The organism is Amycolatopsis orientalis DSM 40040 = KCTC 9412 (assembly GCF_000478275.1).
Lineage (GTDB): Bacteria > Actinomycetota > Actinomycetes > Mycobacteriales > Pseudonocardiaceae > Amycolatopsis > Amycolatopsis orientalis.
In genome coordinates, this window is sequence record NZ_ASJB01000046.1 from 112,269 (window position 1) to 134,523 (window position 22,255).

The window sequence follows — 22,255 nt, forward strand, 5'->3', positions numbered from 1 at the left end:
ATTTAGAGACGTTCAACGTCTCTAAATCCACACACCCCTCAGCAGCCCTGCGACTTTGCCGGGACCCTGGCGCTAGACGCGGTGAAGGCCCCCTTCCCCGCATAAGACGCCACGAAAGGGCCCTTCACCGCATCGCATGCGGTGAAGGGCCCTTTCGGCTCTACGGCCGGGTCCGCCAGAGCACCAGCACGAAGTACGGCGTCCCGACCAACGCGATGACCAGGCCGGCGGGGATCTGGGCCGGGGCGATGACCGTCCGCCCGATCGTGTCCGCGACGCTCACCAGCAGCGCCCCGAGCGCCGCCGCCACCGGGATCACCCGGCCGTGTCGTCCACCGGCCAGCGACCGCGCCAGATGCGGCGCGACGAGCCCGACGAACGCGACGACACCGATCGCGGACACCGCGGTGGCCGCCAGGATCCCGGACGCCGCCAGCACCACCAGCCGCGACCGTTCGATGCGCATCCCGAGCACTCGCGGGGTGTCCTCGTCGAGGGCGTGCAGGTCGAGTTCCCGGTGCTTCAGCCACAACAACGGCGTCAGCGCGATCAGTGACAGCGCCACGGGCGCGACCTGTTCCAGCGTGCGGCCGTAGGTCGACCCCGAGAGCCAGGTCAGCGCCTTCGCCGAATTCCACGGGTCGGAGACCACGATCAGCAGCGTGATCAGCGCCATCCCGGCCGACCAGACCGCGATACCGATGATCACCAGCCGGTCCGAATCCAGCCCCGAGCGCCACGCCAGCCCGTAGACCAGCGCGAACACGACGGCCGCGCCGATTCCGGCGGCGCCCGCGATCTCCCACGCGCCGACCGCCGGGACCACGGTGATCAGCGTGATCGCGCCGAGCCCGGCGCCCGAGGTGATCCCGAGCAGACCGGGTTCGGCGAGCGGGTTGCGGCTGACCGACTGGATCCCGCAGCCGGACACCGCCAGCGCGGCACCGGCGAGCAGCGCGGCGAGAACCCGCGGAAGCCGTTGGTCCAGCACGAAGGTCAGCGCCGTGCCGGTGTTGCCGGTGATCCAGTTCGCGAGGTCGCCGAGCAGCACCACGCGGTCGCCCAGCATCAGGCCCACGACGGGCACCACGGCCAGCAGCACCACCAGCGCGACGGCGACGGCCACGAGCCGCCGCTTCGACCCGGCGACGCCGACCCGCCCCGCCGGTGCCGGACGACGTGAGCCACCGCCCCGGCCGCGCCGCGCCAGCCACACCATCACGACGGCGCCGACGATCGTGGTGACGACCCCGGTCGGCACCCGCACGGCGGCGGCCGACCCCATGATGGCCCGCAGGACGACGTCGGCGCCGAGTACCGTCACCACCCCGACCAGCCCGGACACCGGCAGCAGCACCCGGTGCTTGGCGATCGGCAGCAGCAGCCGCGTGATCACCGGCGCGCTCAGCCCGACGAAACCGACCGGCCCGGCGACGGTCACCGCCGCCGCGGTCAGCGCGACGGTCAGCAGGATCGCGCCGACCCGCGTCCGCCGGACCCGCAGGCCGAGCACGGTCGCGTTGTCGTCGCCGAGGGCGAGGACGTCGAGTTTGCGGCCCATCGCGATGAGCACCACGACGGCGAGCACCACGATCGGCGTCATCTGCCCGGTCGCCCGCAGATCGGACACCGTCAGCGAACCGCTGCCCCAGGCGAACAGCCCGGACGTCTCCTGCTCGAACATGAGCAGCAGCAGGATGGTCACCGACTGGAGCGCCAGCATCACCGCCGAACCGACGAGCACCAGCCGCGGACTCGCCGAACCTCCGCCCGCCAGCCCCAGCACGATCACGGCCGCGGCGAGCCCGCCCGCGAACGCCGCCCCGCCCACCGGCACGAGCGGCAGGGAAAGCCCGAACGCGGAAATGGCGACGACGGCGAAATGCGCGCCCGCGTTGACCGCGAGCGTGTCGGGTGAGGCGAGCGGATTCCGCGCCACGGACTGCATTCCCGCCCCCGCGACCCCCAGTGCGACGCCCAGCAGCAACGCGGCGAGCAGCCGGGGGACGCGCGAACCCTCCAGTACCGCGAGGGTCTGCGCGTCCCCGTCGCCGAAGATCGCCTTCACCACGTCCAGCGGACCGGACGTGGAAGTGCCCTGGGTCAGATGGAGGCCGGCGAGGACGGCGATCAGTGCCACCAGTGCCGCCGACACCACCGCGGTGCGCACGGCTTGCGGCGCACGCAGGTCCTCGATCATCAGGCGGTGATGGCCTTCACGATCTGGTCGGCCGTGAAGGCGATCGACTTCGGGCCGCCGAAGGTCCATGTCCCGGCCTCCAGCTTGTGGATCTTCTTCGACACCACGAACGGGAGCCGCTGGTACACCGCGTTCTGCGCGAGCCCGGTGGTGAAGACGTCCTCTTCGGACGCGCTGTAGAACAGCACGGTCTTCGGGTCGGTGATCGCGGTCAGGCCCTCGACGTCGGTCTGGCCGAGGCCCCACTGCGGATCGACCTGGCCGGTCCACACGTTCTTCAGCCCGACGGCCTCGGCGGTGTCGGAGACCAGCGAACCCTTGCCGAACGGGCGGATGCTGACGGTGCTGCCTTCGAGGTAGCCGTCGGCCATCAGGAACGGCGTGCCCGTGGCGCCCTTGGCCTCGACGGCCTTCCTGCCCTCGGCGAGTTTGGCGTCCATTTCGGACAGTTGCTTGTCCGCTTCGGACTCCTTGCCGACCGTTTTCGCGATCAGCTTGAAGTCCTCGCGCAGCCGGTCGAAGTTCCGGCTCGCGTCACTGGATTTGGTGACCACGACCGGGACGTACTTCTCGATCTGCGGCACCAGGGTCGAGTCGCGTTCCTCGGCCATGATGACGACCTCGGGGTTCAGCCCGACGATCGCGTCGACGCTGGGTTCGTTGCGCTTGCCGACGTCCTTGACCTCGGCGGTCAGCGGGACGGCCTTGTCCCAGACGTTGTAGCCCGTGACGTCCGCGGCGCCGACCGGCATGACCCCGAGCGAGGCGACCATCTCGGCCTCGCCCCATTCCAGCGCGACGACCCGCTTCGCCGGGGCCTTCAGGGTGACGGCCTTGCCGCGTGCGTCGGTCACCGTCACCGGACCGCTCGCGGCGGCGGGCTCACCCGGCGCGGCGGCGGGGTTCTCGGTGGTGCCGCAGGCGGACAGCAGCAACGCCGCCGTCACGAGGAGGGCGGGGGGCAGCACTCGCATGGTTCTTTCCTGGATCTCTCAGGCGGGCCGGGGCGAATGCCGCCCGAGTGGCCTGCAGTGGACAGCACCCGTGACCGGGTCGTTCGCGACGTGGACGGTGACGCCGTAGGCCTGGGAAAGGTGCTCGGTGGTGAGCACCCGCCCGATGTCACCCGTGGCCACGATCGTGCCCTCGCTCAGCAGCACGACCTCGTCGGCGATGATCGCCGCGTGGTCGAGGTCGTGCAGCACCACGCCGACCGCGACACCCTCGTTGGCGAGATCGCGGACGACGTCGAGGATCTCGACCTGGTAGCGCAGGTCGAGATGGTTGGTCGGCTCGTCGAGCAGCAGCACCGACGTCTGCTGCGCGAGGCAGGACGCGAGCCAGACCCGCTGGAGCTCGCCGCCGGACAGTTCGTCGACGCCGCGTTCGGCCATCGGCGTCACGCCGGTCAGTTCCATCGCGCGGCGGATCGCGGCGGCGCCGTCGGTGTCCACCCCGCGCCAGCCCGAGCGGTACGGGTAGCGGCCGTAGGAGACGACGTCGCGGACCGACACCCCGCTCGGCGTGGGCCGGTGCTGGGTCAGCAACGTGACCTGACGCGCGAACTCCTTGCCGGACAACGCGTTGCCGCCCCAGACAGACCGCTCGCCGAGCCGGACGTTGCCCTCGCGGGGCTTGTGCAGCCGCGCCAGCGAACGCAGCAGGGTCGACTTGCCGGAGCCGTTCGGCCCGACCAGGGCGGTCACCGCACCGGCGCGCAGCGACAGGGACACGCCGTCCACCACGGCTCGCTCTTGGTGCGCGAGCACCAGGTCCTGGCCGGTGAGCAGCGCGTCTTCCGTAGACATGAGGGGAGCCTAACCTAAGCATGCGCTCCGGCCGGTGTCGTGAGTGACACAGCGCGCGGCGTGTTTGTCCGGTTACCGGGAGCGCGCGATCCAGAAAACGTCCAGTCGTCGTCCGTAGCCTTCCGGGCGACGAGGGCAGGGGGAGACGCATGGAAGGCCTGTACAAACTGCTGTGGGACCGCGTGGACACCAACGCCCGGCGCGCGGTCGACGTCTATCTCGGGGAGCTGCCGGATTTCCGGGTGGTGGCCGAGAACGCGGCCGCCCGGACGGCGATGCTGGACTTCGCGGTCCTGCTCAGACGCCGGGAGGCCGAACTCGCCGCCGATGGCGCCGCCTTCGCCGGTGAGGATCTGGCGATGCTGACGGCTTTCGGTGAGCAACGCGGCGCGCAGGGCATCTCGCTGGCTTCCGGGCGGCGCGTCCTCGATCTGCACGACGTGCTCACGCTGCGGGAGATCCACGAAGCGGCCGGGCTGCACGAGGTCACCCACGTGACCGAGATGATCGGCTGGCTTCCCGCCGCCGGCCTCGCCGGGAAGAACGCGTACCTCCAAGGGTTCCTGACCGGGCAACAGCGGGGCTTGTCGTTCGTCGAACGGGCTTCGGAACTCGCCGTGACGCTGCTCGACGACGGAGCCGCGCCTCCCGGGCTTCCGGAAAGCCTCGACATGGTTTCCACCGACAGGTACCTGATCACGGTCGTGCGGTTCTCCGGTGGCCCCCTGCCGTCGGGGGAACGGCGTGACGAGATCGCCGGCACGTTGCTGAAACGCCATCGGGTGCCGATGCTCTGGCGTGAGCCCGGGGAGCTGATCGCGCTTTTCCCTTGTGGGGAACCCGAAACGGCGCGGGAACGCGCGTTGGGTCTGGTCCGCGATTGCGCGGAGGCGACCGGACGGCAGTGCGCCGCCGGCGCGGCCACCGGACGCGTTCACGCGCTCCGGGACACCGCCAGTCTGGCCCGGCGGATCAGCCGGGTCGCCCCCGTGGAGACCAGGCCCGCCCGGCTGCCGGTGATGACCGACGTCTTCGTCGAACTCGGTGTCGCCCGGCTGCCCCCGATCGACGACTGGCTGCGCGGGATCGCGCGGCGGCTGGAGACCGGGCCCGATCTGGTGGCCACGCTCGACGCCTACTACCGGCACGACATGAACCGGCTGCACACCGCCGCGGCGTTGCACATCCACCCGAGGACCCTGGACTACCGGTTCCGGCGGGTCCGCGAGCTCACCGGGCTGGAGCCGGGTTCGTTCCAGGGTGTACGGGTGCTCGGCGCCGTCATCGCCAGGGTGCTCGCCCGCCGCTGGAGCTGACCTTCGCGACGACGGCCCGCGGTTTCCCCGAATCCGCGGGCGGGCGAGTCCGGGATCCGGTATCAAGGTGCCGGTCGCGTGAGGACGCGACAGAAACTGGGGATGTAACAAATGAAGAGATTCCGTCACGCGCTGGTCGTTCCGGCCATCGCGGGCCTCATGCTGAGCGGGTTCACGCCCGCCTTCGCGACCATCGATCCGGTCGACGAAACCCTGCCGATCAACTCGACGGGAATTCCCGCGAAGTACGCCGAGCAGCCGATCAACTGGCATCCGTGCGCGGACGACGAATTGCCGTCCAAACCGCCTGCCGGTGCGGAGAACATCCAGTGCGCGACTTACCTGACGCCGCGCGACTGGACGAACCTCGCCGACACCCGCGATCTCACCATCGCGATCAGCAGGCTGCCCGCCACCGGTACGGCGACACAATCACTGTTCATCAACCCGGGTGGCCCCGGTGCGGCCGGGCGGATCTGGCCGGTGAAACTGCGCAACCAGTCGCGGGTGCGGGCGAATCAGGAGGTGATCGGCTTCGATCCGCGCGGCACCGGGATGAGCACGACGATCACCTGCGGTGGCGCTCTGGACAACCCCGAGTACCTCGACCCGCGTGACCGGGACCCGGCGAACCTGAGCCGCATTCTCGATGTCACGAAGGAGGCTGTCGGGCTGTGCAAAGAGCGGTCCGGCGACCTCGGGCCGTTGATCACCACCGACCAGACGATCCACGACATCGATCTGCTGCGGGTCCTGCTGAATCGGCCGAAGATCAACTGGGTCGGCTACTCGGCGGGCACCTGGATGGGCGCGTACTACGCCCAGCGCTTTCCGGAGCGGGCCGGGCGGTTCCTGCTCGACTCGCCGGTCGAGTTCACCACCACCTGGCAGAAGGCGTTCGACTGGCAGCCGATGAGCTTCGAGCGGCGCTGGCGTCAGGATTTCCTGCCGTGGATGGCGAAGTACGACAAGCTGTATCACTTCGGCACCACCGCCGACGCGGTCCGGGAGACGTTCGAACAGGTCCGTGCGAAGCTGCGAGCGCGTCCGGTGGACTACGGCGGCTTGAAGGTCGGGCCGAACATCCTCGACTCGTTCGCGGCCGAAGGCATTTACGCCAAGAGCCAGTTCCACGGAACGGCGACCATGCTGGTCGACGTCCGCACCCTGACCGAGCAGACCGCGTCCGCCGACGAACGGGCCGCGGCGGCGAACCGGATCTCCTCGGCGCGCCAGCAGGAAGACGTGCTGATCCCGAGGCTCGGCGCGGCCGCCGCCGACTCGTATCCCACCGCGTTCTGGACGATCCGGTGCAACGAGGGCCCGTGGACCGGTGACCGCGACAGCGTCGTCGTGCAGTCACAGCAGTACCTCGACAAGCAGCAGACGTTGGTCGGCGGCAAGTGGATGGTCCAGCCGTGCATCTACTGGAACAAGCCGCGACCGCCGCTGCCGGTCATCGACGGCAAGGGTGTGCCGCCGGTGCTGATGCTGCATTCGGAACATGACCCGGCCACCGCGATCGAAGGAGGCAGGCGCGCGCACGCGGCCTTCGCGGGTTCCCGGATGGTCACCGTCACCGGTGAAGGCGACCATGGCCTGTACGCCACCAGCGGCGCCAACAACAACAAGACGCTGGACAGTGTCGTCCAGGACTTCCTGGCAGACGGTGTGCTGCCACCCGCGGACATGACCGTTCCGGGGATGCCGCTTCCGGTGCCTCCCGGCGCCTGATCGTTCCGTGGCACGTGAGGGCCACCCTCAGGACAGTGGGACGTCCTGAGGGTGGCCCGCCCGCGCGGCTTCCCGCCTGCGCTTGGCCAGCCGCTTCCCGACGATCCCGTGCCGCGGCCCGAACAGGTACACGAGCGTGAACCCGGCACCCTGCACCAGCACGATCATCCCGCCGGACGCGGTGTCGAGGTGGTAGCTCAGGTACAGCCCGGTCACCGCCGCGAGCACCGAGAACGACGGCGCGATCACGAGCATGCGGCCGAACCGGTCGGTCAGCAGGTACGCCGTCGCACCCGGGATGATCAGCATCGCCACCACCAGGATCACGCCGACCACCTGCAGCGCGACCACCGAGGTCAGCGCGAGCAGCCCCAGCAGCGCCGCGCCGAGCAGCCGCGGGTTGAGGCCGATGGCGTGCGCGTGCGTGGGATCGAAGGCGTACAAGGTGAAATCGCGGCGTTTGAGCACCAGCAGGGCGAGGGTGAGCGCGCCGAGGACGCCGATCTGGATCAGGTCCGAGGTGTCGACGCCGAGCAGGTTGCCGAAGATGATGTGGTTCAGGTCGGTCTGGCTCGGTGTCACCGAGATCAGCACGAGCCCGAGCGCGAACAGCGTGGTGAACACGATGCCGATCGCGGCGTCCTCCTTGACCCGGCTGGTGTCGCGGACCACCCCGATCAGGGCCACGGCGAGGAAACCGAAGACGACGGCGCCCAACGCGAAGGGCGCGCCGAGGATGTACGCGAGGACGACGCCGGGCAGCACCGCGTGGGAGACCGCGTCGCCCATCAGTGACCAGCCGATCAGCACCAGCCAGCAGGAGAGCACCGCGCAGACCAGGGAAGCGACGACCGTGGAGGCCAGCGCCCGGACCATGAAGCCGTAGTTCAGTGGTTCGAGGAGGAGGTCGTAGAGGCTCACGCGGGTTCTTCTTCCCGTTGCAGGACATCGAGTCCGAAGGCCAGCGCGAGGTTCTCGGGCCGGAGCACCTCGCCGGGGGAGCCGTGCGCGAGCACCTTGCGCATGAGCAGGATCGCTTCGTCGGCGAGGCCGGGCAGCGCGTGCAGGTCGTGGGTGGAGATCAGGACGGCGGCGCCGTCGGCCGCGAGTTCCTTGAGCAGGCGCGTGATCGTGGCCTCGGACCGTTTGTCCACGCCGGCGAACGGCTCGTCGAGCAGCAGGACCCGGGCGCCCTGCGCGATCCCGCGCGCGACGAACGCGCGTTTGCGCTGACCGCCGGACAGCTGCCCGATCTGGCGGCCGGCGAGTTCGGTCAGTTCCACCCGCTCGAGTGCCTGCTCGACGGCTTCGTGGTCGGCCCGGCGAGGCCGCCGGGTGAAGCCGAGATGCCCGTAACGGCCGGTCATCACCACGTCGCGGACCGAAAGCGGGAACGACCAGTCGACGTCCTCGCTTTGCGGCACGTAGCCGATCGCGCCGGTTTTGCGGGCCCGGGCGGGCGGGCCGCCGTCGACCGACACCGTGCCGGTGTCCGGCCGGACCATCCCCATGATCGTCTTGAACAGCGTCGACTTCCCGGAGCCGTTCATCCCGACCAGCCCGCACACGCGGCCGTGTTCGAGGCTGACGTCGACACCGTCGAGCGCGAGGACCTCGCCGTAGTGGACGGTGACGTCTTCGACGCGGATCGCGGCGGTCACGGCTTCGCCCCGGTGAGCGCGGCCACGATCGTCTTCGAGTCGTGGCGGATGAGGTCGAGGTAGGTCGGCACCGGGCCTTCGGGGCCGGACAGGGAGTCGACGTAGAGGACGCCGCCGAACGCGGCACCGGTCGCGGAGACGACCTGGCGCATCGGGGCGTCGGAGACGGTCGATTCGCAGAAGACCGCGGGGACCTTGTTCTGCTTGACGAATTCGATGGCGCGGGTGATCTGCTGCGGAGTGGCCTGCTGTTCGGCGTTGACCGCCCAGATGTACCGCTCGGTGAGGCCGGTGTCGCGCGCCAGGTAGGAGAAGGCGCCCTCGCAGGTGACAAGCGCGCGCTCGTTTCGCGGCAGGCCGCTCAGCGCGCCGGTCATCTCGTCCTGCACCTGCTGCAGTTTCGCCTTGTAGGCGTCACCGTTGGCCTTGAACACGGCGGCGTCGCCCGAGGAGACCTCGCTGAACGCCTTAACCATGTTGTCGACGTAGATCCCGACGTTCTTCGGCGACATCCACGCGTGCGGGTTCGGCTTGCCCTGATAGGCGTCTTCGCCGATGGCGATCGGCTGGACGCCTTCGCTGACCACCTTGTGCGGCGCGTCGCTCTCGGAGACGAAGCGAGCGAACCAGGCCTCCAGGTTCAGCCCGTTGTCGAGGATCAGATCGGCCTTCGCGGCCTTCTTGATGTCGTCCGGGGTGGGCTCGTAACCGTGGATCTCCGCACCGGGCTTGGTGATCGACTCGACCCGGAGCTTGTCGCCCGCGATGTTCGAGGCGATGTCGGCGAGGACCGTGAACGTGGTCAGCACGACGGGCCTGCTGTCGCTTTGACCGGCGCTGGGGCCGCCGCACGCGGACAGCACGAGTGCCGCGGCCGCGAGCGCGCACACGGTCTTGCCGAGATTCGCCATCCCGTGAGTCTAGAGTTCGGTGTGCCGAACTTCCAACTCTCGTGTGCCTTAAATCTCCGTGGTCGTCCGGTCGCGTTCCTTCACCGTTTCCAGCAGGAGCTGGGAGACGTCGCGCACGGTGACGTTCTGGCCACGCTGCTCGCTCTGGCGCTGGACGAGGCCGTCGTTCAGCATCACGCGGCAGAACGGGCAGCCGGTGACGATGGTCTCGGCGTCCGTGCCGAGCGCCTCGTCGACGCGTTCGAGGTTGATGCGCTTGCCGATCTGCTCCTCCATCCACATCCGCGCGCCGCCGGCGCCGCAGCACAGTGAGCGGTCGGCGTGCCGGGGCATCTCGCTCAGTGTCGCGCCGGTCGCGCCGACGAGTTCGCGCGGCGGTTCGTAGACCTTGTTGTGGCGGCCGAGGTAGCAGGGGTCGTGGTAGGTCACCGGTCCGGCGTCGACCGGTTTGACCGGGGTCAGCTTGCCCGCGCGGACGAGCCGGTTCAGCAGTTGCGTGTGGTGGAGGACCTCGTAGTGCCCGTCCAGTTGCGGGTACTCGCGGCCGAGGGTGTTGAGACAGTGCGGGCAGGTGGTGACGATCTTGCGCGTGCCCGGCTCGCGGCCTTCGAACACCGCGTTCAGCGTCTCGACGGTCTGCTGCGCGAGCATCTGGAACAGGAACTCGTTGCCGGAGCGGCGGGCCGGGTCGCCGGTGCAGGACTCGTCGGTACCGAGGATCGTGTACTTGACCCCGGCCAGATGCAGTAGTTCCGCGGTGGCGCGGACGGTCTTGCGGGCGTTGTCGTCGAAGGCGCCCGCGCAGCCGACCCAATAGACGTACTCGACGTCGTCGGCGAGTTCGCCGTCGAAGATCGGGACCTCGAAACCGAGGTCCTTCGTCCAGGCGAGGCGGTCGGCATTGTTCTGGCCCCAAGGGTTTCCCTTGGTCTCCAGGTTCTTGAACAGAACGCCGAGTTCGCTCGGGAACGCGGATTCGATCATCACCTGGTAGCGGCGCATGTCGACGACGTGGTCGACATGCTCGATGTCGACCGGGCACTGTTCGACGCACGCGCCGCAGGTGGTGCAGGACCAGAGGACGTCCGGGTCGATCACGCCGAAGTCCTCTTTGGTGCCGACGAGAGGACGCTCTTCGGGAGCTTCCTTGCCGTCCAGGATGTAGGGCGCCTTCTCGAAGAGGTGGTCGCGCAGGTCCATGATCAACAGCTTGGGGGACAACGGTTTCCCGGTGTTCCACGCCGGGCACTGCGACTGGCAGCGGCCGCATTCCGTGCAGGTGGCGAAGTCGAGCATGCCCTTCCAGGTGAAGTCCTCGATCTTGCCGCGGCCGAAGGTGTCGTCTTCGCCGGGATCCTCGAAGTCGATCGGCTTGCCGTCCGATTCCATCGGCAGCAGCGGGCCGAGGGCGTCCGGGAGCCGTTTGGCGGTGACGTTGACCGGTGCCAGGAAGATGTGCAGGTGCTTGGAGTAGAGCACGATGGACAGGAACGCCAGCATCACGCCGATGTGCAGCAGCAGCCCCACGGTCTCCAGTGGTTCGTTGAACGCGGGCCCCAGCGGCTCCAGGAGTTCCCCGACGCCGAGGGAGACCCACGCGCCCGACTCGTACGGGAAGACGCCGACCGCCGCCGACGCGCCGCGGAAGAGGAACATCGTCCAGATCACGTTGAAGATCATGAACAGGATCAGCCAGGCGCCACCGGTGTGCGAGCCGAAGAACCGGGACGCGCGGTCCTTGCGCTCCGGGGCCTGCCGGATCCGGATGACCGCGAAGACCGCGAGCGAGACGAGTACGGCGACCGCGATGAAATCCTGCAGGAAGCCCAGTACCGCCCAGTGACCGATGAGCGGGATGTGGAAGTCGTGGTCGAACAGGGCGCCGTACGCCTCGACGTAGACCGACCCGAGGATCACGAAACCCCAGAACGTGAACAGATGCGCGAGCCCGGGAACCGACCACTTCAGCAGTTTGCGCTGCCCGAAGACCTCGGCCAGATGCGTTTTCGCGCGGACGGCCATGACGTCCGAGCGTTTCTCGTCCGGCTGGCCGGACCGGATCAGCCGGTAGAGCCAGGCGGCGCGGCGGGCGGCGAAGGCGAGACCGACGACGGTGATGAGCAGACCGAGGATGAGACGAACGAGCACGAGCCCTCCGGGGGAGAATCGGCTCAGTGAGAGCCGGTGTAGTACCGGCACGCCTTGCAGGCGTACCGCATTTTGGCCACTCGCCACCGTTTCCGGTAGACCTCGAGATGTCCCGGCCGTGGCGGGTGCACGCCGAGTCTTTGGTGACTTCGCCTTTGGTGGCAGCGGATCCGCCGCCCCGTTTCGAAGAGCTCGGTCGCCAGTCCGAGGTAGGCGCGCCTGAGGGCGACCCCGGTTCCCGTCGTGAGGTTGTCCCGGCAGAACCGGTGCAGGAGGGCGAGGTCCGGCAGGCCGGGCGTGGTCACGCCGGGCAGGTGCTCGACGACGCCGAGGCCGGGATGCCCTGGGGGAAGGGAAAAACGCGTCGGGAGTCCACAATGGACGCAGGTGAGCGTGCAACTCAGGCATCGGGTGACATGGCGGATCCGCCGTTCGCGCTGATCCTCGTCGATCACTTCGCGAACGTGCCACCCCATGGAGCCTCCCAAGACCGTGGTGTGTCCTGTGTCACTCTCAATACTGGAGAGTAGGGCTCGCTCCCGGGGCCGCGACAGGTCCAACCGGATGGCATCACCGCCTCCGGTCGGCGTAACCCCCTCTCGCTCCGCATCCAGAGGACTAAACGCAACCCCGGGCACCCGAGACACGCATCCAGAGGACTAAACGCAGCAGTCAGGGTTGGCGGGGGAGCGCATCCAGAGGACGAAATGCGGTGGATCGGGGCGAGCTGCCCTGCCGTCGCTCGCCGGGGCGGGTGTCCCAAAGGCCCCCTTCAGGACGATGAGCGTCTCAAGGGGAGCCTTCGCGACACCCACCCGGCAGAGACGGCGGGGAAGGGCACGCATCCAGAGGACTAAACGCAGCAGTCAGGGTTGGCGGGGGAGCGCATCCAGAGGACGAAATGCAACGCCGGGCACCCGGGGGAGTGCATTCAGAGGACGAAATGCGGGCGCAAGGCGGTACCGCACGGTTGCGCACACCGTGACCCACTCGTAGCCGAAAACCGCCCGCCGGGCGTCACGCGCTGGTTATAGTCCTGACCCGGGGTAATGGGGGAGGGAACGACGGCGATGGGCGGGTTCGTCACCGCGGCTCTGGGGTTCCCGGCCGTGCTTTTCAGCTTCCTGCTGATCGTGGTGATCGGCTACTGGCTGCTGGCACTGCTCGGCGCCGTCGACACCGACGACTTCGACGGCGGCGACGGCCTCCTGGCGGGCTTCGGTGGGGTCCCGCTGTCGCTTTCGCTCTCTTTGCTGATCGCATTCACCTGGTTCGCCAGCCTGGCAGGGACGGTTCTTCTCGATGATCTGGAGCTTTCGACACCTTCGAGGATCGGCCTCGGGACGGGCGTGCTCGTCGTCGCGCTCGTGCTCGGCACGCTCGGGACGAGGGCGGTCGTAGTGCCGCTACGCCGCGTCTTCGGTTCCGCGAAGGAGCCGAGCAGGATGGACTTCGTCGGCCGCGCCGCGGTCATCCGGACCTCGTCGGTGACCCACGACTTCGGCCAGGCCGAGGTCGCCGCCGCCGACGGGTCGACGGCCATTGTGGACGTTCGCCAGGCGGGCGAAGGCAACCTCACGGCGGGCAGCCGCGTAGTTCTCTATGACTACGACTCCGAAGGCGAGTTCTTCTGGGTCGAGTCCTTGGACATCTGAAGCAGAAAAGGAACACTATGGGTGCCATCAGCGTGGGGGCCGGCGTTCTGATCGCCGTGATAGTTGTCATCCTCCTGGTCTTGCTCTTCACCATCACCAGGTTGTTCAAAAAGGTGCCGCAGGGGAAGGCGCTGATCATCTCGAAGGTCCGCCGGGTCGACGTCACGTTCACCGGCGCGATCGTCCTTCCGGTGCTGCACAAGGCCGAGATCATGGACACCTCGGTCAAGGCGATGGAGATCACCCGCACCGGCCGCGAAGGCCTGATCTGCCGGGACAACATCCGCGCCGACATCCGGATCTCGTTCTTCGTGCGGGTCAACAAGACCGTCGAAGACGTGATCAAGGTGGCGCAGGCGATCGGCACCGAACGGGCCAGCCACGAGGCGACCCTGCAGGAGCTGTTCAACGCCAAGTTCTCCGAGGCGTTGAAGACCGTCGGCAAGCAGCTCGACTTCGTGGACCTCTACACCAAACGCCACGAGTTCCGCGACCAGATCATCCGCGTCATCGGCACCGACCTCAACGGGTACAGCCTCGAAGACGCGGCCATCGACTACCTCGAGCAGACGCCGATGGCGCAGCTCGATTCCGCGAACATCCTCGACGCGCAGGGTATCCGCAAGATCACCGAGCTGACCGCGATCGAGCACGTGCGCACCAACGAATTCCGCCGCGGTGAGGAAAAGGAGATCACCCGGCAGAACGTGGACGCCAGGGAGGCGATCCTCGAACTGGAGCGGCGGCAGGCCGACGCCGAGATCAAGCAGCGCCGCGAGGTCGAGACCATGCGGGCGCGCGAAGAGGCGGAGATCGCCAAGGTCCAGGCCGAGGAGCGGCTCAAGTCGCAGGCCGCCGGGCTGCGCACGGACGAACAGCTGGGGATCCAGCACCAGAACCAGCAGCGCGAGATCGAGGTCGCGGGCAAGAACCGCGAGCGCGTCATCGCCATCGAGAGCGAGCGCATCGAGAAGGATCGCCTGCTGGAGGTCATCGGCCGCGAACGCGAGACCGAATTGTCCCGGATCGCCAAGGACAAGGAAGTCGAGACCGAGAAGCGCTCGATCGCCGAGGTGATCCGCGAGCGGATCGCGGTCGAGAAGACGGTGGCGGAGCAGGAAGAGATCATCAAGAAGCTCCGTGTCGTCGAGGAGGCGGAGCGCCAGCGCGAGGCCATCATCATCAGGGCCGAGGCGGAGGCGCAGGAGAGCCTGGTCAAGGACATCAAGGCCGCGGAAGCCGCCGAGGCGGCCTCGAAACACAAGGCCCGCGAGGAACTGACGCTGGCCGAGGCACGTCAGCAGACCGCCGAACTGGAGACCCGCGCGAAGATCCGCCTGGCCGAGGGGATCCAGGCCGAGGAGGCCGCCGTCGGGCTGGCCGCGGCGCAGGTCAAGGAACGCGACGCCGACGCGCTGGAGAAGGTTGGCCGGGCCGAGGCGATCGTCGCGCGCGAGAAGGCGATCGTGCTCGCCGACGGCATGCGCGACAAGCTCAAGGGCGAGGCCGAAGGTCTCACCGAGAAGGCCGCCGCGATGGCCGCGCTCGACAGCGCCAGCCGCGAGCACGAGGAATACCGCCTGCGCCTGGAAGCCGAGAAGGAGATCCGGCTCGCCGCGCTCAACGTGCAGCGTGAGGTCGCCGAGGCGCAGGCCACGGTCCTCGGGATCGGGCTGGAGAAGGCCGACATCGACATCGTCGGCGGCGAGACGATGTTCTTCGAGAAGGTGATCGGCTCGATCGGGCTCGCCAGGAGCGTGGACGGGTTCGTCGAGCATTCCGACGTCGTCCAGACGCTCGGGAAGTCGTGGCTCGACGGTTCGGGCAGCTTCACCGACGACCTGACGAAGCTGGTCGGTTCGGTGAGCACGGAGGACGTGAAGAACCTGACGCTGTCGGCGTTCCTGGCCAAGCAGCTGCAGGCGGGCGGCCCGGACAGCGACAAGCTGCGTGAGCTGCTGTCGATGGCGCAGCGGCTCGGCCTCGCCGACACGTCCGTGGCCGCCCTCGCCCCCGCGAAGCAGTGACGACGACCGAACCGGCGGCACGAACGGAGCAGCTGGACGCGGGCACCTATGAGGTGCTCCGCGCCCGGCTCGCCGCACAGGCCGCCGAACTGGCCAAACGCGCGGACGAACTCAACACGGCACGGCTGGGTGTGTTCGGCAGCGCGCAGCTCGCGCTGATCGGCACCGAGCGGATCCGGACCGCGAACAACTGCGTGCCGAGGGACGTCGTCTCGGTCGGCGGGCGGATGTTGTTCGGCTACAACGTCTTCATCGGGCTCAAACCCGAGACGACGGTCGACGACGTCTTCTCGCTGCACGGCTTCAGCCACGACGAAGAGGCCTTCCGCTTCGACGACGTGCCGTCCGAAGAACTGCCGGGGCTGTTGCGCGACGGGCAGTTCGTCCGTGACTTCGCCGAGCTGTACCGGTACTACCGGCAGGCGAAGCTGCTGCAGCTGCGGCGGGTCGAGGGCAAGCTGCTCGCGGTGTTCCAGATCGGTCCGCGGACCGAGGACATCCGCGTGCTGCGCTGGGGGATCGCCGCCGACGGCACGGTGTCCTATGTGGACAGCAGAGGGGAACGCGACCACGTCTTCCCGCCGTCGCACGACTTCGAATGGATCGAGACCAGCCGCGAGCAGCACGTCCTCGGGCGGCATCCGCATATCTCGATCGAGGACGAGGTGTTCGTCGAGACCGTCGGCGGCAACCTGACGATCAAGGTCGAGAACAACACCGAAACCGGCGAGGGCGTCTACTCCGAACCGGTCGACGAGCCACTGCAGAGCCTGGCCGACGCCGAGGTCTCCTACGCCAGGATCGGCCCGCTGATCCTGCTGCGGATGTTGCCGTACAAGGAGACCGAATACCGGTACCTGGTGTTCAACACCCGCACGCGCGACGTCGTGCGCCTCGACGGGATCGGACAGGCGTGCCAACGGCTGCCCGAGGACCACGGGATCATCTTCCCCGGCGGCTACTACCTCGACACCGGTGTCAGCAAGACGTTCGACACCACTGTGGACGGTCTCGAATTCGAGCGCGTGATCCGCTCGCCCAACGGGGAGGACGTGCTCTACGTCTTCCACGCGCGGGCCGAGGGGCGCACGCTTCTCCTGCCGTACAACGTGATCCGCAAAGAGGTCTCGAACCCGATCCCGTGTCACGGGTACTCGCTGTTCGACGACGGCACGATGGTGCTGTTCCGGGCGCTGTCCGACGAGCCGAGCCGTGTGCACCCGATGCAGGTGTGGCGGACGCCGTTCCAGTCCGACACCTACGCCGCGTCGCAGCCGGCCGGTACAGGGCCGCTGGAGCGGGTCGGCAACGCGGATCTGGTCCGCGGGATCTCCGACTGCCTCTCGATCGGCCGGATGGTCGACGAGATGGCGCCGTCGGCGGCGGTGTTCGAGGCCCTGATCGCCGCGTGCTCCCGCGTCTTCGATCACTACCACTGGCTCGGCGAGACCGAACTCGGCGATCTGCGGGCGCCGCTGTCGGAGGTCCGGGTCACCGCGGAACAGGTGCTCGACGAGTTCGAGACGGTCACCTCGCTCACCGCGCAGGCGGCCGAAGCCGTCGACGAGGCGGCAGCGGAAACCGCGTCGCTGGTGCGCAGGGTCCGCGGCGAGGCACTGAACGCGGCCGACGCGTGGGTGCGGCGCCTCGCCGAAATGCACCGCGCGCGGGGACATCTCGTCACCGTGCGGGAACTGCGGTATGTCGACACCGGCCGCGTGGACAAGCTGATCGCCGACCTCGACACGGAATTCGGCGAGGCCGCGCAGCGCGCCGTGCGGTTCCTGCAGGGCGAGGACGCGTTCACGAGCTATCACGCCGAGGTCGACGGGCTGATCGCCGCCGCGGGCGCGATCGCCACCGTCGCCGAAGCGCTTCCCGTCGCCGAACGGCTGGACGAGCAATCCGGCGGGCTCGAAGTCCTCACCGACGTCGTCGGCGGGCTGGAGATCGCGGACGCCGTGGTGCGGACCCGGATCCTGGAACGCGTCGGCGAGGTCATCGGCGGGGTCAACCGCGCGAGGGCCACCCTCGAAGCGCGGCGCAAGGAACTGCTGGAGACCGAGGGCCGGGCCGAGTTCGCCGCCGAGTTCGCGCTGCTCGCCCAGGCGATCACCGGTGGGGTCGCAGTGGCGGACACCCCGGACCGCTGCGACGAACAGCTCGGCAGATTGCTGCTGCAGCTGGAAAACCTCGAATCGCGGTTCGGCGAGTTCGACGACTTCCTGGTGTCGCTGGGGGAGAAGCGCACCGACGTCTACGAGGCGTTCTCCTCGCGAAAACAGGCGCTGCTCGACGAGCGGGCGCGCCGCGCGGACCGGCTGGTCGATTCGGCGGAGCGGATCCTCGCGAGTGTGACCCGGCGGGTCGGCACGCTCGGTTCGGTCGACGAGATCAACACCTATTTCGCCTCTGACCCGATGGTCGCGAAACTGCGCAGCGTCGTCACCGAACTGCGTGGCCTCGGCGACCAGGTGCGTGCCGAAGAACTCGAAGGCCGGGTCAAGGCCGCCCGCCAGGAAGCGGGCCGCGCGCTGCGCGACCGGCTCGACCTCTACGGCGAGGGCGGCGAGACGATCCGCCTCGGCCGCAACACCTTCGCGGTCAACACCCAGGACATCGATCTCACACTGGTCCCGCACGAGGGCGGGATGAAGTTCGCGATCACCGGGACCGACTACCGGTCTCCCGTACGGGACGAGTCGTTCGAGGCGACGAGGCCGTACTGGGACCAGTTGCTGGTCTCGGAATCGCCCGAGGTCTACCGCGCCGAGTACCTCGCGACGTCGATCCTGTCCGAAGAGCCGGACCTGCTCGACGCCGACCTGCTCGGCGTCGTCCGGCGGGTGGCAGGGGACCGCTACGACGAGGGATACGCGCGCGGAGTGCACGACCACGACGCCGCCGCGATCCTTTCGGCGTTGCTGCGCCTGCGTTCCGCCGCCGGTTTGCTGCGTTATCCGCCCGCCGCGAGGGCGGCCGCACAACTGTTCTGGGCATTCGGCGCGGAAGAAGCGGCGAAGGGCGCCTGGACGACGCGGGCAGCCTCGCTCGCGCGGGTGCGTGAAGCGTTCGGGCACACCACGGCGATCGACGCGCTGGCCAAGGAATTCACCGACGCGATGGCCGCGTTCGCCGAGAACTCGGGTCTGTCACTCGACTTCGAATTCGCCGGCGAGTACCTGTTCGAGGAATTGGCCGACGCGTCACCGGGTTTCGTCACCAGCGGCGGCGCGCGGACACTGCTTGACAAGTTCCGGCTCGACAGGCGCAGTTTCGCCGAAGACCTGCGCGCGCTCGACGATCTCGCCGACCGCCATCAGCTCGCCGAAGCGTGGCTTTCGTCCTTTGTGGACTCCGCTGGGTTGCCCGCTGACGAACTGGCGGAGGCTGTCGCGATCGAATTGGCCGACCTGCCGCGCTACGACTCGTCGGCGGAACTTGCGGCCACTGTGGACGGTCTGCTCGGTTCGCATCCGCGGATCGTCAACCGGTCACTGACCCTGCGGCTCGACGAGACGCTGGCCAGGACGCAGCGCTTTCGGCGGGATCGGGTGCCGGGTTTCCGCGCGTATCAGCGACAGCGCAACGAACTGGTGGCGGCCGAGCGGGACAGGCTGCGGCTGACGGAGTACAAGCCGAAGGTGATGAGCGCCTTCGTGCGCAACCGGCTGCTTGACGAGGTCTACCTGCCGTTGATCGGCGACAACCTCGCCAAGCAACTCGGCGCAACCGGCGATGCCCGCCGCACCGACCAGTCCGGCTTGCTGCTCCTCATCTCGCCACCGGGGTACGGCAAAACGACGCTGATGGAGTACGTGGCGAGCCGTCTCGGGCTGGTCTTCGTCAAGGTCAACGGACCCGCGCTCGGGCACGACGTCACGTCGGTGGATCCGGCGGACGCGCCCAACGCGACCGCGCGGCAAGAGGTCGAGAAGATCTCGTTCGCGCTTGAGCAGGGCAACAACGTCTTGCTGTACCTGGACGACATCCAGCACACCTCGCCGGAACTGCTGCAGAAGTTCATCTCGCTGTGCGACGCGCAGCGGCGGATGGAAGGTGTCTGGGAAGGTCGCACGCGGACCTACGACCTGCGCGGCAAGCGCTTCGCGGTCTGCATGGCCGGTAACCCGTACACCGAACAGGGCAAGCGGTTCCGGATCCCGGACATGCTCGCCAACCGCGCGGACGTGTGGAACCTCGGCGATGTACTGTCGGGCAAGGAAGAGCTGTTCGCACTGAGCTACATCGAGAACTCGCTCACCGCGAACACCGTGCTGGCACCACTCGTCTCGCGCGAACGGTCCGATGTGGACACTCTGGTGCGACTGGCCCGCGGCGACGGCGCCGTCCGTGCGGATCAGCTGAAGCACGCGTATTCGGCGACGGAACTCGAACAGATCCTCGCCGTACTGCGGAAACTGATCAAGGTGCAGCAGATCGTGCTGAAGAACAATCAGGCCTACATCGCTTCGGCGGCGCAGGCGGACGCGTCCCGCGTCGAACCCCCGTTCCAGCTACAGGGTTCGTATCGGAACATGAACAAGCTGGCCGGCCGGATCGTGCCCGCGATGAACGACGCCGAACTCGAAGCGCTGATCGACGACCACTACGCCGGCGAGGCGCAGACGCTGACCTCGGGCGCCGAGGCCAACCTCCTCAAATTGGCCGAACTGCGCGGACGGCTGGGCCCCTCGGAGGCGCAGCGGTGGGCGGACGTGAAGGCGGCATACCTGCGCGCACAGGCACTCGGCGGGGACGACGAGGACCCGATGAGCCGCGCGGTCGGCGCGGTCGGCCTGCTGGCGGACCGGGTCGGCGCGGTGGAAGCGGCTATCGAGCGGGCTTCGGAGCGGATGGTTGTGCGGGATGTGATGTGAAGGGTTTTCGCGAGAGAACTCCCCATTGCCGGAAAACGGTAACGGCTGTGGTGTGCGTGTGATCGGGAATTGTCGGTGGCCGGTCGTATGTTCGTGGGGTGGATACTTTCAAGGCGCCGGTGGCGCTTCTCGAAGAGCTTACTGATCCTTCCGTTTTGGGGTTGGTCAATGGTTCGGTAGTTTCGTTGGATGGCAGGGATTCCGTGGCTGTGGCGCGGGCGGCGTCGGCGGGGATCGCGCGGTTGGAGGCGGTGCGGTTCCGGGCGTTGGCGCAGTTGAGCCGGCATCGTGGGGGTGCGCGGAGTGTGGTGCAGGAGGTGGCGTTCGAGTTGTCTCTTGTGGACAGTCACGCGGGTGCGATGGTCGCGGCCGCTGAGGCGTTGACGACACGTTTGCCGCGCACTCTGGGGTTGATGGATCAGGGGAAGTTGTGTGGTTTCGGTGCGATGAAGGTCGCCACCGCGACGGCGTGGCTGTCGGATGAGGACGCGCGTGCGGCGGACGCGTTGCTGGAGGGTCGGTTGCCGGGCAGGAATGCCGGTCAGGTCCGGAAGGCGGCGAATCACGCGGCGATCAGTGTCGACCGGGAGGGTGCGGACAGGCGTGCCGCGCAGCATCGGGAGGGGCGTCGTCTGAGTCTGCGGCAGGGGGAGGCGGGGGTGGCGTCGATCGAGGTGGAGGACGGCCCGGTGGAGAAGGTCACCGCGGCGTATCGGCGGATCGATCGTGAGGCTCGTGCGTTGCGGGCGGGTGGGGAGTCCCGGACGTTGGATCAGTTGCGGGCGGATGTGGCGCTTGATCTGTTGCTGGGTGGGCGGGGTGGTGCGGGTGAGCGGGCGGAGGTGTTTCTGTATGTGGATTTGTTCACCTATCTCGGGTTGAGGGATGATCCGGCGGAGTTGGCGGGGCATGGCCGGATCCCGGCTGGGCTGNNGCGGCGGATTGTCACGGATCCGTTGTCGGGGCAGGTGCTGGATGTGGGGCGGGATCGGTATCGGCCGTCGGCGGGTCTGGGGGAGTTCGTGCGGGTGCGGGATCGTGAGTGTCGAAGACCGGGGTGCGGGCGTCCCGCGCAGGCGTGCGATCTGGATCATGTGGTGCCGTGGCAATTCGGTGGTCATACCGCTGCTGGTGAGTTGGTCGATCTTTGTCGTCGTGATCATCGGCTTAAGGATGAGCCTGGTTGGGGTTATCGGCTTGCGCCGGATGGGACGTTGACGGTCATTACGCCGACGGGGCGCAGGTATGACAGCAGTCCGCCGCCGCTTCATGAGCCGCGGCCGGAAGGTCTTTGGGGCGAGGAACCGCCGCCGTTCTGAGCCTCTGTTGCCGGGAAACGGTGACGGCCTTCGCCTGGTCTCCGGCCTGGTGTCCTGACCGGTAGATGCCTTCTGTAGTGCTTCATTGAGCGGTGGACACGTCTTGGGCGTTCTCGGCTGGCTGGGGTGGCTTGGCTGGCTGCTGGAGAGGTGTTGGTTCGCGGTCGGGTAGGCCTCTTCTGGGGCGCAGGGGCTGGTTCCCGTCGCCGGATAGTGGCGACAGCAAACACAGGGCGGGACTCCCGTCGCCGGAAAACGGCGACAGTCTAGGCGCGCCTTTCGCGCTCTTGAGTCAAAGTGGATATCTGTAGCCCTGTTAGTGGCAGCGCCGGTACGGCCGACTTGGTCCTGACGACCGAAGTCGCGCCGATTGCTGACCCACAGACGTACTCCATTGCCGAAAAACGGCAACAGCTCGAGCTGGCTCCTGTCAGGGTGCCTATCCGGCGATGTGGCGGTGATGGGTGTGGCTTGGTCGGTGGGAGCGGGACCGGTTCCCTGCCGGACGGGTCTATTTTGCGCCGCCGGGCTGGACCCGTCGCCGGAAAACGGCGACATCTAGGCGCGCCTTTCGCGCTCTTGAGTCAAAGTGGATA

General features: G+C 68.2%; 14 protein-coding genes. 6 read left to right on the forward strand and 8 right to left on the reverse strand.

What is annotated here, in order from left to right; translation table 11 throughout:
• Positions 1 to 160: 160 nt before the first annotated feature.
• The 3 genes from L324_RS15490 to L324_RS15500 are packed head-to-tail and all read right to left on the reverse strand — an operon-like array spanning position 161 to position 4,008.
• Positions 161 to 2,200, reverse strand: a complete 2,040-nt coding sequence (locus tag L324_RS15490; RefSeq protein WP_037307898.1) for an iron ABC transporter permease — start codon at positions 2,198 to 2,200, stop codon at positions 161 to 163.
• Positions 2,200 to 3,174 (reverse strand): ABC transporter substrate-binding protein, encoded by a 975-nt coding sequence (locus tag L324_RS15495; RefSeq protein ID WP_037307901.1) that lies wholly within the window; start codon positions 3,172 to 3,174, stop codon positions 2,200 to 2,202. The genes L324_RS15490 and L324_RS15495 overlap by 1 nt, the downstream gene beginning before the upstream one ends.
• An 18-nt stretch (positions 3,175 to 3,192) precedes the next feature.
• Positions 3,193 to 4,008, reverse strand: coding sequence for an ABC transporter ATP-binding protein (locus tag L324_RS15500; RefSeq protein WP_037307904.1), 816 nt, complete (start codon positions 4,006 to 4,008; stop codon positions 3,193 to 3,195).
• A 149-nt stretch (positions 4,009 to 4,157) separates the two neighbouring features.
• On the opposite strand from L324_RS15500, the gene L324_RS15505 reads away from it, so the two are divergent.
• Together L324_RS15505 and L324_RS15510 are read left to right on the forward strand one after the other, a co-directional pair.
• Positions 4,158 to 5,324, forward strand: coding sequence for a PucR family transcriptional regulator (locus tag L324_RS15505; protein ID WP_037307907.1), 1,167 nt, complete (start codon positions 4,158 to 4,160; stop codon positions 5,322 to 5,324).
• 111 nt (positions 5,325 to 5,435) lie between these two features.
• Positions 5,436 to 7,058 carry an alpha/beta hydrolase gene (locus tag L324_RS15510; protein ID WP_037307910.1) on the forward strand — a complete coding sequence of 541 codons (1,623 nt, stop codon included), beginning with the start codon at positions 5,436 to 5,438 and terminating at the stop codon, positions 7,056 to 7,058.
• 27 nt (positions 7,059 to 7,085) lie between these two features.
• Here L324_RS15510 and L324_RS15515 read toward each other — a convergent pair whose 3' ends face one another.
• The 5 genes from L324_RS15515 to L324_RS15535 are packed head-to-tail and all read right to left on the reverse strand — an operon-like array spanning position 7,086 to position 12,254.
• A complete protein-coding gene (locus tag L324_RS15515) occupies positions 7,086 to 7,979 on the reverse strand; it encodes a metal ABC transporter permease (protein WP_037307913.1) in 894 nt (297 codons plus the stop codon).
• Entirely contained in the window at positions 7,976 to 8,719 is a 744-nt protein-coding gene (locus tag L324_RS15520) for a metal ABC transporter ATP-binding protein (protein ID WP_037307916.1), read from the reverse strand. Before L324_RS15520 ends, L324_RS15515 begins: the two co-directional genes overlap by 4 nt.
• Positions 8,716 to 9,630 carry a metal ABC transporter substrate-binding protein gene (locus L324_RS15525; protein ID WP_037307919.1) on the reverse strand — a complete coding sequence of 305 codons (915 nt, stop codon included), beginning with the start codon at positions 9,628 to 9,630 and terminating at the stop codon, positions 8,716 to 8,718. The genes L324_RS15520 and L324_RS15525 overlap by 4 nt, the downstream gene beginning before the upstream one ends.
• 48 nt (positions 9,631 to 9,678) lie before the next feature.
• Entirely contained in the window at positions 9,679 to 11,778 is a 2,100-nt protein-coding gene (locus L324_RS15530) for a heterodisulfide reductase-related iron-sulfur binding cluster (protein WP_037307922.1), read from the reverse strand.
• A 23-nt stretch (positions 11,779 to 11,801) separates the two neighbouring features.
• Positions 11,802 to 12,254: a hypothetical protein gene (locus L324_RS15535; RefSeq protein ID WP_037307925.1), complete on the reverse strand. Its 453-nt coding sequence runs from the start codon at positions 12,252 to 12,254 to the stop codon at positions 11,802 to 11,804.
• A gap of 594 nt (positions 12,255 to 12,848) precedes the next feature.
• Here L324_RS15535 and L324_RS15540 point away from each other — a divergent pair.
• The 4 genes from L324_RS15540 (at position 12,849) to L324_RS15555 (ending at position 21,659) form a co-directional block, all read left to right on the forward strand.
• Positions 12,849 to 13,433: a hypothetical protein gene (locus L324_RS15540; protein ID WP_037307928.1), complete on the forward strand. Its 585-nt coding sequence runs from the start codon at positions 12,849 to 12,851 to the stop codon at positions 13,431 to 13,433.
• Positions 13,434 to 13,513: 80 nt separating this feature from the next.
• Positions 13,514 to 15,460 (forward strand): SPFH domain-containing protein, encoded by a 1,947-nt coding sequence (locus L324_RS15545; RefSeq protein WP_235783543.1) that lies wholly within the window; start codon positions 13,514 to 13,516, stop codon positions 15,458 to 15,460.
• On the forward strand, positions 15,457 to 20,340 hold the full coding sequence (locus L324_RS15550; protein WP_037307934.1) for a DNA repair ATPase: 4,884 nt from the start codon (positions 15,457 to 15,459) through the stop codon (positions 20,338 to 20,340). Before L324_RS15545 ends, L324_RS15550 begins: the two co-directional genes overlap by 4 nt.
• A 155-nt stretch (positions 20,341 to 20,495) precedes the next feature.
• Positions 20,496 to 21,659 (forward strand): HNH endonuclease signature motif containing protein, encoded by a 1,164-nt coding sequence (locus L324_RS15555; RefSeq protein WP_328286151.1) that lies wholly within the window; start codon positions 20,496 to 20,498, stop codon positions 21,657 to 21,659.
• Positions 21,660 to 22,255: the final 596 nt, after the last annotated feature.